A 15,692-nucleotide genomic window follows, 5' to 3' on the forward strand; every position below is an offset into this window, starting at 1 on the left:
CATTAATGAACTGCTTTTTTTTGTTTAATCCCACCACTTTCGATAAGAAATAGTTGGATATCATCAGGAATTTGGTGGAGATGATCTAGACTTGTTGTCGTGATAAATGTTTGAACACTTTCATGAATGTTTTCTAATAATTTAAGTTGACGATGGTTGTCAAGTTCACTCATAACATCATCTAAAAGTAAAATAGGGTAATCATTTATCGTTTCTTTAATCAGATCTATTTCTGCCAATTTTAAAGATAATATAAGGCTTCGATGTTGGCCTTGACTGCCAAAGTTAGCCTCTATATTATTAATCAAAAACAAGATATCATCTCTGTGCGGGCCTATACTGGTATTCTTTTTAAATAAATCTCTGTCAAGCTGTTTTTTTAATTGTTTACGAAAGGCTTCTTCAACAGTGTTTTCATCTGTAAACTTGACAGAAGATTGATAAGACATCGACAGGTGTTCTTGTTGGTTGGAAATCTGTAAATGATGTTGATTGGCTTTTGTTGCCAATTTTTTAATAAATGATAGTCGTTGACGGATAACTTGACTTCCATAAGTTATCAATTGTTCGTCTAGAACACTCAAAAAGACAGGATCAATTTTAGCCGTTGTTTTGAGATAACTATTACGTTGTTTTAAAACATGGTTGTAATTTGATAAATCTGTTAAATACAGAGGTTTAATTTGTCCAAGATCGATATCGATGAATTTTCTTCTTAGACTTGGTGAACCTTTAATCAGTTGTAAATCCTCAGGTGCAAATAAAACAACAGGAAGGTGACCAATATAATCAGATAATTTTGATTGCTTTAAATGATTAACTTTTGTGATTCGCCCCTTATCTGACAAGCTAATATCAAGTGTTAATTTTCCTTGTAGACGATTGACATTACCAGAAACGTTTAAATGATTTTGTGAAAAGGCAATTAATTCTTTATCAGATTTAGCACGATGACTTCTTGTCAATGAGAGAAAATAAATGGCTTCAATGAGATTGGTCTTGCCCTGTGCGTTTTTACCTACGAAAACGTTAAGATGAGGTGAAAAATCGAGGTTAGCATTGGTGTAATTTCGAAAATTTAGAAGTTTCAATGATTCAAGTTGCATAGTTAGGTTCCTGGAAAACGAATAGCTGTTTTCTGTTTTTTATTTTCCTTGTTAAGTTCTTTAATTTTTTTTGCCAGGCGTTCTTTTTCAATGAGATCTTTTTGGTACTCTTTCATCTCATCAACACTTGGTGATGAGATTGAAATACTGGTATTAATGCCAGGGATTTCTATTACATCTCCTCTATATAATTTTTTACCGCGGCGATTTTCTTCAGTACCATTTAATAAAACAGTATGCTGAGCTAAAAATTGTTTAACAGCTCCTCCAGTTTGAATAATCCCTTGATCTTTTAATAAAGACTGTAAAGTAATGTAGTCATCAAATAATTTGTAATCCATGATTTTCACCTTTCTATTCATATATTATAGCACAAAAGAGACTGAAAACGGTTGTTTCTATTTTTTAATTATTAAAAAATGGTTTACATAGTTGTAAAGGTCTTTTAAACTTAAAAAAATATTTTTATTTGTTTTATTATCCCTTGTTAAAATCATTTTTAATAAGAGATTTTACGGATGATTATATTGTTATAAAGTGTTATAATGAGTGTTAATAAATGACTTTTAAAGGAAAATACATGAAAATAACAGATGGTGTAACACTACATTTTATAAAAACCAATCAGTTTAAAACCAATCATCTCACCTTTCGTTTTTCAAGTCAGTTAAACAAGAAAAATATGGCTAGTCGTTTTTTAGTTGCCAAAATGATTGAGATGGCGAGTGCTAACTTTCCTAATGCCACAAAGATGAGAGAAAAATTGGCAGATTTGCACGGTGCAACTCTCAACACATCAGTTTGGACGAAAGGTCTGGTTAATATTATCGATATTGATATTACTTTTTTACCAGACCGTTTTTTGCTGTCTGAAGAATCTGTTTTAGAAGATATTATTCAATTTCTATCGCAATTACTATTTGAACCGTTGATTACCGTAGAACAATTTGAGTTAAAATCCTTTGAGGTCGTCAAACAAAATGCTATTCGTCAGTTAGAATTTGATTTAGAGGATTCTTTTTATTACAGCGAATTAGCACTTGATTCTCTTTTTTTTGAAAAAGAGGAGCTTCAATTAGCTCAAAGTGGCTCAAAAGAGATGTTAGAAAAAGAAAATGCTTTTACAACTTATCAAGAATTTAAACGGATGTTAAGTGATGATAACATTGATATTTTTTTACTAGGTCGCTTTGATGATGTTAAAGCAACTAATTTATTTAATCAATTTCCTTTAAAAAATCGACACAACAATCTCTCTTTTTTCCATCAACAAAAAGCTTCAAATATTACCAATGAAAAGATTGAAGAAAGAGATACTAGCCAGTCCATATTACAAATTGGTTATTCTTTTTCAACACCAAAAAACTATAGAGAGAATTCATCACTACTTCTTTTAAATAGCATGCTAGGGGCTTTTTCGCATTCAAAATTATTTACCGAAATTAGACAAAAAGAGGGGTTGGCCTATAGTATCGGTAGTGAGTTAGACCTTTTTTTAGGTGCCTTATATATATATGCAGCAATTGATAGTCATCAAAGAAATAAAGTGATGGCAATGATTAATCGCCAGTTAAATTTAATTAAACTAGGTAGATTTTCGCATGCTTTTTTAAATCAAACTAAGGAATTTTTAATTACTCAAAGAAAAATTGTATCCGACAACCCCAAGATGTTAATTGAAGAATGTTACAATCAAATTTTACCAGAAGCTTTCCAAGATCTGTCAACATTTATTGACAGTGTTAACAGTATTCGTAAAGAAGACATTCTGGAAGTTTCTAGCACAATAAAAATGAAATCAGTTTATTTTATGAGAGGAGCTTCATCATGAGTGATTTAAAAAAAATAGCTTATAGTAGTATTGATGAAGATATTTTCTTCTCAGAACTTTCAAGTGGTTTACGCTTGTATTTAATACCAAAAAAAGACTTTCAAGAAGTTTATGCTATGATGACTTGTCATTTTGGTTCTATTGACAACCACTTTACAGTGAATGACAAGAAAAAAGATTTTCCCCTGGGTATAGCTCATTTTTTGGAACATCAACTTTTTGATAATGGGAGTCAAGAAGATATAGCTCAGCAATTTTCTAAGTTAGGTTCTGAGAGTAATGCCTTTACTGGTTTTGAAAAAACACACTATTATTTTTCAGGCAGCAACAATCTTTTAGCTTCACTTGATTTGTTGTTGACACTTGTTAGCAAGCATACCTTTACAGATGAGTCAATTAAAAAAGAAAAAGAGATTATCAAAAAAGAAATAGCTCTTTATCAAGATGATCCTGATAATCGTCTTTACGAAGGTGTTTTAAAAAATATGTATCCCAAGACAGCCTTAGCTGAAGATATTGTTGGAACAAACCACAGTATCGAAAAAATTACTGTAAAGCATCTTCAAGATTGTTTTTCCTTTTTTTATCAACCCTCTCATTTAGAGTTGGTTGTCATAGGTGATTTTGATATTAATGAGGTTTACAGTAGTGTATCAACTGCTCAAAAAAAATGGGCGATTGATAAAAAACAAACGATTGACAGATTGCCTCTATCTTTACAGCCAGTGGTTAAAAAAAGTTCTATCATGATGCCGATTTCTATTTCAAAATTAGCTATTGGTATAAGGAGAACTGTTTCCAATAAGATTTTTTCAATGAAAGAAAAAATTAAAATTGATTTGTTTTTTTCTCTTCTGTTTGGTTGGACTTCTAAAGACTATCAGACGTGGTATGATAAAGGAATGATAGACGATTCTTTTTCTATTGAGACCACACTATCTAATCGTTATCAATTTGTTGTTATTTCACTTGATACAAATCATCCTATAGCGATGTCTAGTCATATTAAAAAGAAAATAAAAATGGTTTCTTCTAAAACCGATTTTACAAGTCAACAACTTGATCGGCTAAAAAAGGAAAGATATGGCGAATTTATTAGAAGTTTAGATGCATTAGATGTTTTAACACAACAACTAATTGAAGCTGATGATTCTTTTTATTTTGATTATCCTGATATCTTAATGTCAATTGGTTTAAATGAGGTTATTGAAGCAGGACAAGAATTTTTAAATCATTCTGAATTAACAGAATTTATGATATTCCCAAAATAGTTAAAAATATTGATTTTAATTTGATATAATAGATGTATTAGAGAAAGGTTGGAATAAATTATGATGCAAAAAAGTATAGGTGACCTTCTAACAGAGGCTCGTGTCAAAAAAGGTTTGCAATTGGTTGACATTGCTAAAGATTTAGATATTGATGCACAGTATTTATTAATCATGGAATTGAGCCAGTTCAGTTTAATCCCGTCAGATCGCTTAGAAGAGTATCTAACACGTTATGCTACTGCTGTTGATTTGGATGGCAAATCATTATTAAATAAGTATTACAATAAAGAAGAAATTGATGACACCATCTCTGAATTACCTGCAGAAGAAACGATTCAAACAACTACTGAGTTGTCAAGTGAGGAACCTGTAGCAGGTGTTCCTGATGAAACAACTGATGTCAATGGTAACGATTTATCAGAAGAAGATAACTCTTCTGCTGTTGAAAGTGAAGCTATATATACTATTTTTAGAGATAGTCTTAATAATCAGGTTCAAGACAATCACGATCAAAGAAATAATCACATGGAGGAAAATAATCCTATTGAAGAAACAGTTACACCTTTGATTGTCGAAGAAGAACCTTCTACACCTTTGATTGAAGAAAATTCTTTTGAAAATGATACATTAAGCAATCAAGATACAGTGATTGCCCCTCCTGTGCTTTCAAAAACATCGGACGATGAAACAGCAAAAACCAAGATTTCATCAGAATCAAGAAGAAGATATCGTTCTAAAAGTCAGCGAGAAGCGAAAAAACAATCTGGTTCTTTCTTACCTATCGTTTTACTAAGCATTTTGGCTATCGGAATTGTTGTTTTTATTGGTTATTTTGTCATCAATCAAGTACATATTCCGTTTCTAAGCACTGATAACAATCCATCAACCAGTGTTTCTGAAACAAGTTCTAGTGAGACAACAGAAACAAATGAGCAAGCAACGACAACAGAAGCAAGCAACGAACCAACAAATAGCTCTACTCAAACCAACTTAGTTGTAACTGGTGGAGGAGACTCGTTAAGTGTTAATGTTACCAATGGGACAAGACCTGTCGAAGTGGTTATTTCCTTAGATGGTGTTGAGAGTAGCTGGGTTTCTCTCACTAATTCATCGTTAGGTGAAGGTGGAATTTTGCTTGATGCTCAAAACACTAGTTATACCGCAACTTTAACAGAGGGTGCTACTTCTGCTGAATTAACTCTTGGAGTTAGTCGAGGGGTTACAGTCACTGTTAATGGCGAACAGCTTGACACTTCTCTTTTAGAAGGAAGTCCAAGTTATATTACTTTTACGATTGAATAAGAGGAAAAAATGATAAAAAAAGAAAACCTCCCAAATCTATTAACGCTAGCACGTATTTTTGTAATTCCTTTGTTTGTAGTGTTAGCAAGCTTTCCAACTAGTATTTTATCACATAGAATTGCTGCTATTATCTTTGCTTTAGCTAGTTTGACTGATTATTTTGATGGTTATTTGGCAAGGAAGTGGAAAGTTGTGACAAATTTTGGGAAATTTGCTGATCCTATGGCTGACAAAATATTGGTTATGAGTGCCTTTATTATGTTGGTGGGATTACAGTTAGTACCCGCATGGATAGCTGCTGTTATTATCTGTCGTGAACTAGCAGTCACGGGTTTACGTTTGTTGTTAATAGAAAACGGTGGTAGTGTTTTAGCTGCTGCTCTTCCAGGAAAAATTAAAACAGCGACACAAATGCTAGCTATTATCTTTTTATTAAGCCACTTTGTGTTTTTGGGAACAATATTCTTATATATTTCTCTCATATTTACCATCTATTCGGGATATGATTACTTTAAAGGAGCGAGTTTCCTATTTAAGGATACATTTAAATAATAATGACTAATATAATTGAAGTAAAAAATGTGACATTTAGATATGATAAAGAACAAGAAAATCTAACATTAAATAATGTATCGTTTCACGTGAAACATGGTGAATGGCTTTCTATTATTGGTCATAACGGTAGTGGGAAATCAACCATGGTGAGATTGATTGATGGTTTATTAGAGGCCGAATCCGGTGACATTCTTGTGTTAAATCAAAAATTAACGGAGGACAATATTTGGGATATCAGACAAAAAATAGGAATGGTTTTTCAAAATCCTGACAACCAATTTGTTGGTTCTACTGTGGAAGATGATGTTGCTTTTTCACTTGAAAACAAGGGTGTTTCTCATGATGAAATGACAAAACGTGTTGAAGAAGCTCTTCATTTAGTCGGCATGAGTGAATTTAAAACTAAAGAACCAGCCAGATTGTCTGGTGGTCAAAAACAACGTGTAGCCATTGCTGGTGCTGTTGCCATGAGGCCAGAAATCATTATTTTGGATGAAGCAACCAGCATGTTAGACCCAAAAGGCCGTCTAGAGTTAATCAAAACAATCAAAAACATCAGAGATCAATATGGTGTCACTGTTATTTCTATCACTCATGATTTAGAAGAAGTTGCCCTAAGTGACCGTGTTCTTGTGATGAAGCAAGGACAAATAGAGTCAACAGCAACACCAAGAGAATTATTTGCTAGAGGAGAAGAGTTACTAACACTTGGATTAGATATTCCCTTCACTTCTTCTCTTGTCAAAGCCCTAAAAATAGAGGGATTCAAGTGCCAAGATGCCTATTATACAGAAAAGGAGTTAGAAGACTACCTATGGGAATCACTCTCCAAAATGTAAATTTTACTTATCAAGAAGGAACCCCTTTTGAAGGAAGGGCTCTTTTTGATATCAATTTAACCATTGAAAATCAGCAGTTTACAGCTGTTATTGGTCATACTGGCAGTGGCAAATCAACCATTATGCAATTACTGAATGGTTTACACGTTCCAACAGAAGGTGTGGTTATGGTTGACGACACAACGATATCACCAGATTCTAAGACAAAAGATATTAAGTCCGTTCGAAAAAGAGTTGGTCTAGTCTTTCAATTTCCAGAAAGTCAGTTGTTTGAAGAAACTGTTTTAAAAGATGTTGCTTTTGGTCCACAAAACTTTGGAGTTTCACAAGAAAAAGCTGAAGAGATTGCTAAAGAAAAACTAGAATTAGTTGGCCTTTCTGAAGACCTATTTGAAAAAAACCCTTTTGAGCTATCAGGTGGACAAATGAGACGCGTTGCAATTGCAGGTATTTTAGCCATGGAACCTAATGTTCTTGTTTTAGATGAACCAACCGCAGGTCTTGATCCAAAGGGTCGACGTGAATTAATGACTTTGTTTAAACAATTACATGAATCAGGTATGTCAATTGTTTTAGTGACCCACTTAATGGATGATGTTGCTAATTTTGCTGATTATGTTTACGTACTACAAGAAGGAAAAATTGTTTTAAAAGGTAAACCAACAGATGTTTTTCAACAAGTGGATTTTTTAGAAGATATCCAATTAGGTGTCCCTAAAATCACCAAATTTGCCCAAAATTTGATGAAAAGAGGTCTTAATCTTGAGAAACTACCAATCACGATAGAGGAATTTGTGGAGGCAGTAACAAATGGATAAACTTATTTTAGGACGCTACATTCCTGGAAATTCAATTGTTCATCAATTGGATCCAAGAAGTAAACTGCTAGCCATGTTTCTATTCATCTCGATTATTTTTTGGGCAAATAATGTGATTACCAATGTCATTCTTTTTAGCTTTACATTAGTAGCCATTTTACTTTCAAAAGTTAACATAGGATTTTTTATCAGAGGTGTGAGACCAATGATAGGACTCATCTTGTTTACTACCTTTTTTCAAATGTTTTTCATCCAAGGTGGTAATATTATTTTTGAGTTTGGTTTTCTAAAAATCACAGACTATAGTTTAGGACAAGCTGCAATGATTTTTGTAAGATTTGTACTAATCATTTTTTTCTCTACCCTATTAACCCTAACGACAACACCTCTCAGTTTATCAGATGCCGTTGAATCTTTATTGACACCTTTAAAACCTTTTAAAGTACCGGTTCATGAAATTGGTTTGATGCTCTCATTAAGCTTGAGATTTGTTCCAACATTAATGGATGATACAACAAGAATTATGAACGCACAAAGAGCAAGAGGGGTTGATTTTGGAGAAGGCAATATTGTTCAAAAAGTAAAGTCAATTATTCCTATTTTAATCCCATTATTTGCTTCTAGTTTAAAAAGAGCAGACGCTTTAGCGACCGCTATGGAGTCAAGAGGCTATCAAGGTGGCGAAGGAAGGACAAAATACCGTCTTCTACACTGGGGGTTAAAAGATACACTCTTAATGATTGCTTTACTAGGATTGACACTGGCACTCTTTTTGTTAAAATCCACTTAATATTAAATGATTAAATTTGTTGACACGATTTGACATAGTTGACAATTATCTAAAAATAGAATATGATAAATTATGGATAAAAAAATAGAAAATTACTGATTTTTCAACTATTTTCAATGACAAAAAATAGATTAATTAACGTTATTGTCAATAAAGTAAACTGTAAACTTTAGACTTTTATTCATAATTTTTTGGAAACCTTTTTTTAATCAAACTGTAACATAAAAAAGGTAAGATAAGATGTATTCTAAAAAAGGAGACAAACTTCGTGTATAGTAGAAGTAAGATAAATATGTTAAAACGTAGAAGAAAGTTGCTACAATTGGTGATGCTTGCTATAGTTGTTAGCTTGACAGCTATATTTACAAGTAGACCTGTAAACACTGATTCTTATTCGGTTAAAACAGAAGTTAAAAAAGAAAAACTTTTATCTGTTAGTGATTTCGAAAAGAAAAAATTAAAACAGACTTTAACTTCTAAGGCTAATATCAAAAAAGCAATTAAGACAACAACAAAGACTGTTGAAACAACTGAGGAGACAACGACTCAGGAATCTACGGTTGAAGAAACACAGTTAGTTACTGAACCTTCAACAACAATTGTTGAGGAACCTGTTGTGACTCAACCAGTACAACAAACTGCTCCGTCAGCTTATCCTGTTGTATTACCTAATGGAAATACAGCTGGAGAAATTGGTTCACAAGCGGCAGCTCAAATGGCAGCAGCAACGGGTGTTCCTCAAGAAACATGGGAATATATTATTGCTCGTGAATCAAATGGAAATCCTTCAGCAGCAAATCCATCAGGAGCATCAGGTTTATTCCAAACGATGCCAGGATGGGGTTCTACTGCTACTGTTGATCAACAAATTGAAACAGCAATAAAAGTATATAACACTCAAGGCTTATCAGCTTGGGGTATGCAATAAGAAAAAACACTTGAAATTAAATTTTCAAGTGTTTTTTTATGTCTTTAGGATGATGACAAATAATATCTGCTCCACTAGCAATAAGTTCTGTTTTTTTACCATATCCCCATGTAACACCAATCGTTTTTATACCTGTTTCTTTACCACCTATCATATCATATTTAGTATCACCAACAATGATTGTTTGTTTCTTGTCAAGGCTATGTGATTTAATCGCAAAATCTATAACATCAGCTTTATGATAACGATCTGGCAAAGCACCATAAATACCATTAAAGTAATCTTTAATCTTAAGATTTTCCAGCATAAGACAGGCCATGGGTTGATTTTTACTGGTTGTAACATAGATTGGGTAAGTAGATTTTTTTAAATCATTTAATACTGTCAAAATGCCACTGTAAAGTTCTGCCTCATAAACACCTTTTTCATTGTAGTACTCTCGAAAGGTCTTGACAGCAATGTCAATATCTTGACTAGTGGTGTAAAATTTTCTAAAAGTTTCTTCAAGAGGTGGTCCTATAAAATCTAAAAGTTGTTCATTTGAGTGTGTGGGCAAATCAAGAGTTTTAATCGTGTATTGAAAAGCATTGATAATTCCTTTACTTGAATTGACAAGTGTGCCATCTAAATCAAATAATAGGGTAGTCATAAATTTCTCCTGTAAATAAGTTGTAAACTTTAATTGACAAACATGTTTTGTCCTTGAAAATAAATTCAGCGACAAAAGGCATTAAAGATTTAATCTGTTCAAAGCTATGATAAGTAAAGTCTTTTGAAAAATGATGGATAAGGCTTGAAATAGCTGTTCCATGGGAAGCAATAACGATAGTGTTTCCTTTTTCATTTTTTAAAATTTTATCAAGACCAATAAGCATTCGTCTTGATACGTCGTTTAAAGATTCTCCGTTATGAAGCTTATAATTGAAATCCTGCCACTGTCTTTTACTGAATTGATTGAAATTTTCAATCCAGACATCGTCAATTTTCCTTTCGCGAAAAAGTGTTTCTGTGGTGATGGTCATTTGTTGTTGATTAGCAAAGTTTTCAATGGTTTCTATGGCACGTTTATACGGACTTGAATAGATACTATGAATCGCCTTGTCTTTTAAAAACATTGTAACAAGTTTACTGTCTTGTAAACCTTTTCTTGTCAGTTTGCGTAGACTATCATCATGATTGTCAAAATTAGGTTGGCCATGTCTAATAAAGTAAATAGTAGTCAGTTGTTCATTCATGTTAAAAATCCCCAAAAATTTCTTGAGCGTAACGACGACCTGTAGGGGTTATAGCTAACCCTCCTTCTGCTGTTTCTCTATGCGCTACAGGCAGACTAGATCCAACTTGATACATGGCATCAATGACTTCATCAACAGGAATTTTTGAGGTAATACCAGCAAGAGCCATATCAGCACAAACGAGAGCCAATGTAGCTCCCATGGCATTTCGTTTGACGCAAGGAACCTCTACTAGTCCAGCAACGGGGTCACAAATTAAACCCAATAAATTTTTAATAACAAAAGCTGTTGCTTGACTAGCTTGTAAAGGTGTTCCTCCTGCCGCCATGACTAATGCAGCAGCCCCCATTGCTGACGCAGATCCGACCTCTGCTTGACAACCTCCTTCTGCTCCAGAAATTGAAGCATTGTTAGCAATGACAAGACCTATTGCACCTGCTGTAAAGAGAAAATCTAATTGTTCTTTTTCCCCTAGTTTTAATTTGTCAATGGCAGTGGTTAAAACAGCGGGTAAACAGCCTGCACTGCCTGCTGTTGGAGTGGCACAAACAAGTCCCATTTTCGCGTTTTGTTCATTTACAGCAATGGCATTTCTAGCAGCGGATAAAACAAAATGGCCAGAGAGAGTCTTTCCTTTTTTGAGATAATTATCTAATTTTAAAGCATCTCCTCCTGTTAAACCACTAATTGACTTACTATCATTTAAGCCGTCATTGACAGAAGATTTCATAACGTCAAGATTTTTGGTCATAATAGAAAGAATTTCCTCACGGCTTCTGCCAGTGAGTTCTTCTTCTGTTGCTATCATTAGTTCGGCGATACTACCATGATATTGTTCTGTTGCTTGTTCAACAAGTTCAGCAATACTATAAAACATTCAAAACCTCCTAGCCAAAATAATTAACATTGTAGATGTGAGAAACCTCTTCAATAACCTTGACAGCATCTTGACAGTCTCTAGAATCAATTTCAATAATCATAATGGCCTTTGCTCCAGCTCTTTCCCTGGTCACATTCATTTGGGCAATATTAATATCAAAACTTGATAGAATATCTGTGACTCGAGCTATCATACCTGGAACATCTTTGTGGACAATAATTAGTGTTGGTGTGTTCATGGTTAAAGAAACAGAAAAGCCATTCAATTCAGTCACTTCAATGTTTCCGCCACCGATAGAAACACCTGTTATACTCATTTCTTTTGCATCTTTCTTAACAATGATTTTAACGGTGTTTGGGTGAGGGGCGTTGCTATCTTTCAAAACATTCCAATAGATTTTAATCCCTTTTTGATGGGCTATTTCGAGGGAATTTTTAATATCTGGATTATCAGTATCCATTCCTAGAATACCAGCAACCAAAGCTAAATCGGTGCCATGGCCCTTGTAGGTTTTAGCAAAAGAATGGTAGAGATGGAAGGTAATTTCTGACGGTTCTTCACCAAAAATGGAACCAACGACACGGCCAATTCTAACTGCTCCAGCAGTGTGACTACTTGAAGGACCAATCATAACAGGACCAATAATATCAAAAACAGATTGAAATTTTAATGTTTTCATATTTTCTCCTCTAAAATGAGCTACATTTTATTATACCAAAGATAAGACATTTATAGTGTTTATTTTTAAAAAGTCAGTTTAACAAGACAAAAAGTAAGATTTTGACTTCTCTCTAAATAGTGCTATAATAATGTTTACCTGTTTAACAGGGTTTAAAATCGACCTTCAAATCGTTTTTTAAATATTACAGAAAATGGACCTTCAAATCCGTATTTCTAGGAAAAGATGGGAGAAAAGATGGTAGATAACTCTAAAACTCGTGTCGTTGTCGGTATGAGTGGAGGTGTTGATTCATCAGTCACTGCTCTATTATTAAAAGAGCAAGGGTATGATGTTGTTGGCGTCTTCATGAAAAACTGGGATGACACGGATGAATTTGGTGTCTGTACAGCGACAGAAGACTATAAAGATGTTGCTGCTGTTGCAGATCAAATCGGGATTCCTTATTACTCGGTGAATTTTGAAAAAGAGTATTGGGATCGTGTGTTTGAATATTTTTTGGCCGAATATAGGGCTGGTAGAACACCAAATCCGGATGTCATGTGTAATAAAGAAATCAAATTTAAAGCGTTTCTTGATTATGCTATGGACTTGGGTGCAGATTATGTGGCCACAGGCCACTATGCACAAGTTGCTAGAGACGAAGATGGCTTTGTTCATATGTTGAGAGGTGTTGATAATGGTAAGGATCAAACTTATTTCCTTAGCCAATTATCACAAGAACAATTACAAAAAACAATGTTTCCTCTAGGTCACCTTGAGAAAAAACAAGTCCGAGAATTAGCTGAAAAAGCACATCTTGCTACAGCTAAAAAGAAAGATTCAACGGGTATTTGTTTTATTGGTGAAAAGAACTTTAAATCATTTTTAAGCCAATATTTACCTGCTAAAAAAGGTAGAATGATGACAGTTGATGGTCGTGATATGGGCGAACATGCTGGCTTAATGTACTATACAATAGGTCAAAGAGGTGGTCTAGGTATTGGTGGACAACACGGTGGTGACAATAAACCTTGGTTTGTTGTTGGTAAAGATATTTCAAAAAACATTTTATATGTTGGACAAGGATTTTACCACGACTCTCTAATGTCAACTAGTCTTGACGCAAGTAGTGTTCACTTTACAAAAGAAATGCCTTATGAGTTTACACTAGAGTGTACAGCCAAGTTTCGCTATCGTCAACCTGATTCTAAGGTGACTGTCCATGTTAAGGGTGATAAAGCAGAAGTTGTTTTTGAATCACCACAAAGAGCTATTACACCCGGTCAAGCAGTTGTTTTCTATGATGGCGATGAATGCCTTGGTGGTGGAATTATTGATAAAGCTTATAAGAACGGTGAAGTTTGTCAATATATTTAAAAATTGACAATTGTGTCAACTATATTGTTTGTAGTGTAAAGGAATATATGATAGCTCTTGTTGACAATTTTTAAGATTTTGATAGAATAACAGTAACAATAACTATGATGGTCAAAGCTCATGGATGTTGTAAGCCTTTTTGCTTACACTTTCAAAGCTTTGATCATTTTTTTATTTTGAGAGGATAATATGACACATCATTTTGTAGAAGAATATGACATTATAGTAATAGGAGCAGGACACGCTGGTGTTGAGGCAGCTCTTGCTACCAGTAGAATGGGTTGTAAAACCTTATTAGCAACGATAAGTATTGATATGTTAGCGTTTATGCCTTGTAATCCTTCTATTGGTGGTTCTGCCAAAGGGATTGTTGTAAGAGAAATTGATGCTCTTGGCGGTGAGATGGCTAAGAATATTGATAAGAGCTATATTCAGATGAAAATGTTAAACACTGGGAAAGGACCGGCGGTTAGAGCCCTGAGAGCCCAGGCTGACAAAGCTCTTTACTCTAAAAATATGAGACAAACCGTTGAAAAGCAAGAGAATTTAGTTCTTCGCCAAACAGTGATTGATGAGATATTGGTAGAAGAAGATAAAGTTGTTGGTGTTAAAACAGCTACTAAACAGGCCTATGCGGCTAAGGCTGTGATTGTCACAACAGGAACAGCTCTTAGAGGAGAAATTATTATTGGTGACCTTAAATATTCTTCTGGTCCAAATAATAGTCTTGCTTCAGTTAAATTGGCTGACAACTTACGTGAACTCGGGTTAGAAATTGACCGATTTAAAACAGGGACCCCTCCTAGAGTAAAAGCGAACTCTATTAACTATGATAAGACAGAAATACAACCGGGAGATGACAAACCAAATCATTTTTCATTTCTTTCTAGGGACGAAGACTATCTTAAAGACCAAATACCTTGTTGGTTAACCTATACTAATGAAGAGAGTCATGAAATTATTAATAGTAATCTTCATCGTGCACCTCTATTTTCCGGTATGGTTAAAGGTGTTGGACCAAGATATTGTCCATCTATTGAAGATAAAATTGTTCGTTTTTCAGATAAGGACCGTCATCAACTCTTTCTAGAGCCAGAAGGTAGAGACACTGAAGAAGTTTATGTTCAAGGACTGTCAACTAGTTTACCTGAAGATGTGCAAAAAGAGTTGCTTCATTCTATTTCAGGACTTGAAAATGCTGAATTAATGAGAACAGGTTATGCGATTGAGTATGATATTGTTTTACCTCATCAATTGCGTGCGACACTTGAAACAAAGAAAATTTCAGGCTTATTTACAGCGGGTCAAACAAATGGGACAAGTGGTTATGAAGAAGCAGCAGGACAAGGGATTATCGCAGGAATCAATGCTGCTTTGAAAGTGCAAAATAAACCTGAATTTATCTTGAAGCGTAGTGATGGTTATATTGGTGTTATGATTGATGACCTTGTAACGAAAGGAACCGTAGAACCCTATCGTCTTCTAACCAGTCGCGCAGAATATCGTTTGATTTTGCGCCATGACAATGCTGATATGAGACTGACTGAGCTAGGACGCTCTATTGGATTAGTGGATGATGAACGTTATAAAGAATTTTCAAATAAGAAAAATAACATTGACAAAGAGTTGACAAGGCTTGACAGTGTTAAATTAAAACCTGTTTCAGAAACCAATGAAAAAATTGTTGCTTTAGGATTTAAGCCGTTGACAGATGCCTTGACAGCCAAAGAGTTTATGCGACGTCCTGAAGTTAATTATGACGTTATTACCCAATTTATTGGTTCAGGCGATGTTGATCTTGATGACAAGCAGATTGAGTTTATAGAAACTGAAATTAAATACGAAGGCTATATCAAAAAGGCTTTAGATCAGGTTGACAAGATGAAACGAATGGAAGAAAAACGAATTCCTAAAAATATGGACTGGGATGTCCTTGATTCCATTGCAACTGAAGCTCGTCAAAAATTCAAGAAGATTAATCCTGAAACACTTGGACAAGCAAGTAGAATTTCAGGTGTCAATCCTTCTGATATTAGTATTTTAATGGTTTATTTAGAAGGAAAAAATAGATCTACAAGGAAATAGGAATATGCGTGGAA

Annotated in this window: 16 protein-coding genes; 10 read left to right on the forward strand and 6 right to left on the reverse strand. The window is 34.1% G+C overall.

The annotated features are described in order from the left end of the window. Positions 1 to 2: 2 nt before the first annotated feature. Both recF and yaaA read right to left on the reverse strand, forming a co-directional pair. Entirely contained in the window at positions 3 to 1,106 is a 1,104-nt protein-coding gene (gene recF / locus JHK64_RS05470; protein ID WP_199567996.1) for a DNA replication/repair protein RecF, read from the reverse strand. A 2-nt stretch (positions 1,107 to 1,108) separates the two neighbouring features. After that, positions 1,109 to 1,447: a S4 domain-containing protein YaaA gene (gene yaaA, locus JHK64_RS05475; RefSeq protein ID WP_199567997.1), complete on the reverse strand. Its 339-nt coding sequence runs from the start codon at positions 1,445 to 1,447 to the stop codon at positions 1,109 to 1,111. A 239-nt stretch (positions 1,448 to 1,686) separates the two neighbouring features. On the opposite strand from yaaA, the gene yfmF reads away from it, so the two are divergent. The 8 genes from yfmF to JHK64_RS05515 all read left to right on the forward strand — a co-directional run bounded on the left by yfmF (position 1,687) and on the right by JHK64_RS05515 (position 9,440). Beyond that, positions 1,687 to 2,937, forward strand: coding sequence for an EF-P 5-aminopentanol modification-associated protein YfmF (gene yfmF, locus JHK64_RS05480; RefSeq protein WP_246450906.1), 1,251 nt, complete (start codon positions 1,687 to 1,689; stop codon positions 2,935 to 2,937). Further along, positions 2,934 to 4,208: an EF-P 5-aminopentanol modification-associated protein YfmH gene (gene yfmH, locus JHK64_RS05485; protein ID WP_199567999.1), complete on the forward strand. Its 1,275-nt coding sequence runs from the start codon at positions 2,934 to 2,936 to the stop codon at positions 4,206 to 4,208. The genes yfmF and yfmH overlap by 4 nt, the downstream gene beginning before the upstream one ends. A 60-nt stretch (positions 4,209 to 4,268) precedes the next feature. Beyond that, positions 4,269 to 5,510: a helix-turn-helix domain-containing protein gene (locus tag JHK64_RS05490; RefSeq protein WP_199568000.1), complete on the forward strand. Its 1,242-nt coding sequence runs from the start codon at positions 4,269 to 4,271 to the stop codon at positions 5,508 to 5,510. Positions 5,511 to 5,519: 9 nt separating this feature from the next. Then, entirely contained in the window at positions 5,520 to 6,062 is a 543-nt protein-coding gene (gene pgsA, locus JHK64_RS05495; protein ID WP_199568001.1) for a CDP-diacylglycerol--glycerol-3-phosphate 3-phosphatidyltransferase, read from the forward strand. Positions 6,063 to 6,064: 2 nt separating this feature from the next. Continuing rightward, a complete protein-coding gene (locus JHK64_RS05500) occupies positions 6,065 to 6,904 on the forward strand; it encodes an energy-coupling factor ABC transporter ATP-binding protein (protein ID WP_199568002.1) in 840 nt (279 codons plus the stop codon). Next, positions 6,880 to 7,722, forward strand: a complete 843-nt coding sequence (locus JHK64_RS05505) for an energy-coupling factor transporter ATPase (protein WP_199568003.1) — start codon at positions 6,880 to 6,882, stop codon at positions 7,720 to 7,722. Before JHK64_RS05500 ends, JHK64_RS05505 begins: the two co-directional genes overlap by 25 nt. Then, the gene (locus JHK64_RS05510; RefSeq protein WP_199568004.1) at positions 7,715 to 8,512 is read left to right on the forward strand and encodes an energy-coupling factor transporter transmembrane component T family protein; all 798 of its coding nucleotides are present in this window, start codon (positions 7,715 to 7,717) and stop codon (positions 8,510 to 8,512) included. The genes JHK64_RS05505 and JHK64_RS05510 overlap by 8 nt, the downstream gene beginning before the upstream one ends. A gap of 292 nt (positions 8,513 to 8,804) precedes the next feature. After that, on the forward strand, positions 8,805 to 9,440 hold the full coding sequence (locus tag JHK64_RS05515) for a transglycosylase family protein (RefSeq protein WP_199568005.1): 636 nt from the start codon (positions 8,805 to 8,807) through the stop codon (positions 9,438 to 9,440). Between the two features lie 16 nt (positions 9,441 to 9,456). Here JHK64_RS05515 and JHK64_RS05520 read toward each other — a convergent pair whose 3' ends face one another. From JHK64_RS05520 to sdaAB, 4 genes are read right to left on the reverse strand one after another with little or no spacing between them, the layout of a single operon-like run. Continuing rightward, complete coding sequence (locus JHK64_RS05520; RefSeq protein WP_199568006.1) at positions 9,457 to 10,089, reverse strand: HAD hydrolase-like protein; 633 nt, start codon at positions 10,087 to 10,089, stop codon at positions 9,457 to 9,459. After that, positions 10,070 to 10,675 (reverse strand): histidine phosphatase family protein, encoded by a 606-nt coding sequence (locus tag JHK64_RS05525; protein WP_199568007.1) that lies wholly within the window; start codon positions 10,673 to 10,675, stop codon positions 10,070 to 10,072. Before JHK64_RS05525 ends, JHK64_RS05520 begins: the two co-directional genes overlap by 20 nt. Position 10,676: 1 nt before the next feature. Then, positions 10,677 to 11,552 (reverse strand): L-serine ammonia-lyase, iron-sulfur-dependent, subunit alpha, encoded by an 876-nt coding sequence (sdaAA, locus tag JHK64_RS05530; protein ID WP_199568008.1) that lies wholly within the window; start codon positions 11,550 to 11,552, stop codon positions 10,677 to 10,679. A 10-nt stretch (positions 11,553 to 11,562) separates the two neighbouring features. Continuing rightward, positions 11,563 to 12,234 (reverse strand): L-serine ammonia-lyase, iron-sulfur-dependent subunit beta, encoded by a 672-nt coding sequence (sdaAB, locus tag JHK64_RS05535; RefSeq protein WP_199568009.1) that lies wholly within the window; start codon positions 12,232 to 12,234, stop codon positions 11,563 to 11,565. Between the two features lie 237 nt (positions 12,235 to 12,471). Between sdaAB and mnmA the strand changes: the two genes are divergently transcribed. Together mnmA and mnmG are read left to right on the forward strand one after the other, a co-directional pair. Further along, positions 12,472 to 13,593 carry a tRNA 2-thiouridine(34) synthase MnmA gene (mnmA, locus tag JHK64_RS05540; protein ID WP_199568010.1) on the forward strand — a complete coding sequence of 374 codons (1,122 nt, stop codon included), beginning with the start codon at positions 12,472 to 12,474 and terminating at the stop codon, positions 13,591 to 13,593. Positions 13,594 to 13,782: 189 nt separating this feature from the next. Further along, positions 13,783 to 15,678, forward strand: coding sequence for a tRNA uridine-5-carboxymethylaminomethyl(34) synthesis enzyme MnmG (gene mnmG, locus JHK64_RS05545; RefSeq protein ID WP_199568011.1), 1,896 nt, complete (start codon positions 13,783 to 13,785; stop codon positions 15,676 to 15,678). Positions 15,679 to 15,692: the final 14 nt, after the last annotated feature.

The sequence above is a fragment of the Streptococcus zalophi genome (assembly GCF_016481285.1).
In the GTDB taxonomy this organism is placed as follows: domain Bacteria; phylum Bacillota; class Bacilli; order Lactobacillales; family Streptococcaceae; genus Streptococcus; species Streptococcus zalophi.

What these genes read in the sequence shown, in the direction of transcription:
- sdaAA (WP_199568008.1), bottom strand. Translation starts at nt 11,552, where the DNA reads ATGTTTTATAGTATTGCTGAACTTGTTGAACAAGCAACAGAACAATAT.
- recF (WP_199567996.1), bottom strand. Translation starts at nt 1,106, where the DNA reads ATGCAACTTGAATCATTGAAACTTCTAAATTTTCGAAATTACACCAAT.
- JHK64_RS05525 (WP_199568007.1), bottom strand. Translation starts at nt 10,675, where the DNA reads ATGAATGAACAACTGACTACTATTTACTTTATTAGACATGGCCAACCT.
- mnmA (WP_199568010.1), top strand. Translation starts at nt 12,472, where the DNA reads ATGGTAGATAACTCTAAAACTCGTGTCGTTGTCGGTATGAGTGGAGGT.
- JHK64_RS05515 (WP_199568005.1), top strand. Translation starts at nt 8,805, where the DNA reads ATGTTAAAACGTAGAAGAAAGTTGCTACAATTGGTGATGCTTGCTATA.
- JHK64_RS05520 (WP_199568006.1), bottom strand. Translation starts at nt 10,089, where the DNA reads ATGACTACCCTATTATTTGATTTAGATGGCACACTTGTCAATTCAAGT.
- pgsA (WP_199568001.1), top strand. Translation starts at nt 5,520, where the DNA reads ATGATAAAAAAAGAAAACCTCCCAAATCTATTAACGCTAGCACGTATT.
- JHK64_RS05500 (WP_199568002.1), top strand. Translation starts at nt 6,065, where the DNA reads ATGACTAATATAATTGAAGTAAAAAATGTGACATTTAGATATGATAAA.
- yaaA (WP_199567997.1), bottom strand. Translation starts at nt 1,447, where the DNA reads ATGGATTACAAATTATTTGATGACTACATTACTTTACAGTCTTTATTA.
- JHK64_RS05490 (WP_199568000.1), top strand. Translation starts at nt 4,269, where the DNA reads ATGATGCAAAAAAGTATAGGTGACCTTCTAACAGAGGCTCGTGTCAAA.
- mnmG (WP_199568011.1), top strand. Translation starts at nt 13,783, where the DNA reads ATGACACATCATTTTGTAGAAGAATATGACATTATAGTAATAGGAGCA.
- yfmF (WP_246450906.1), top strand. Translation starts at nt 1,687, where the DNA reads ATGAAAATAACAGATGGTGTAACACTACATTTTATAAAAACCAATCAG.
- yfmH (WP_199567999.1), top strand. Translation starts at nt 2,934, where the DNA reads ATGAGTGATTTAAAAAAAATAGCTTATAGTAGTATTGATGAAGATATT.
- JHK64_RS05510 (WP_199568004.1), top strand. Translation starts at nt 7,715, where the DNA reads ATGGATAAACTTATTTTAGGACGCTACATTCCTGGAAATTCAATTGTT.
- JHK64_RS05505 (WP_199568003.1), top strand. Translation starts at nt 6,880, where the DNA reads ATGGGAATCACTCTCCAAAATGTAAATTTTACTTATCAAGAAGGAACC.
- sdaAB (WP_199568009.1), bottom strand. Translation starts at nt 12,234, where the DNA reads ATGAAAACATTAAAATTTCAATCTGTTTTTGATATTATTGGTCCTGTT.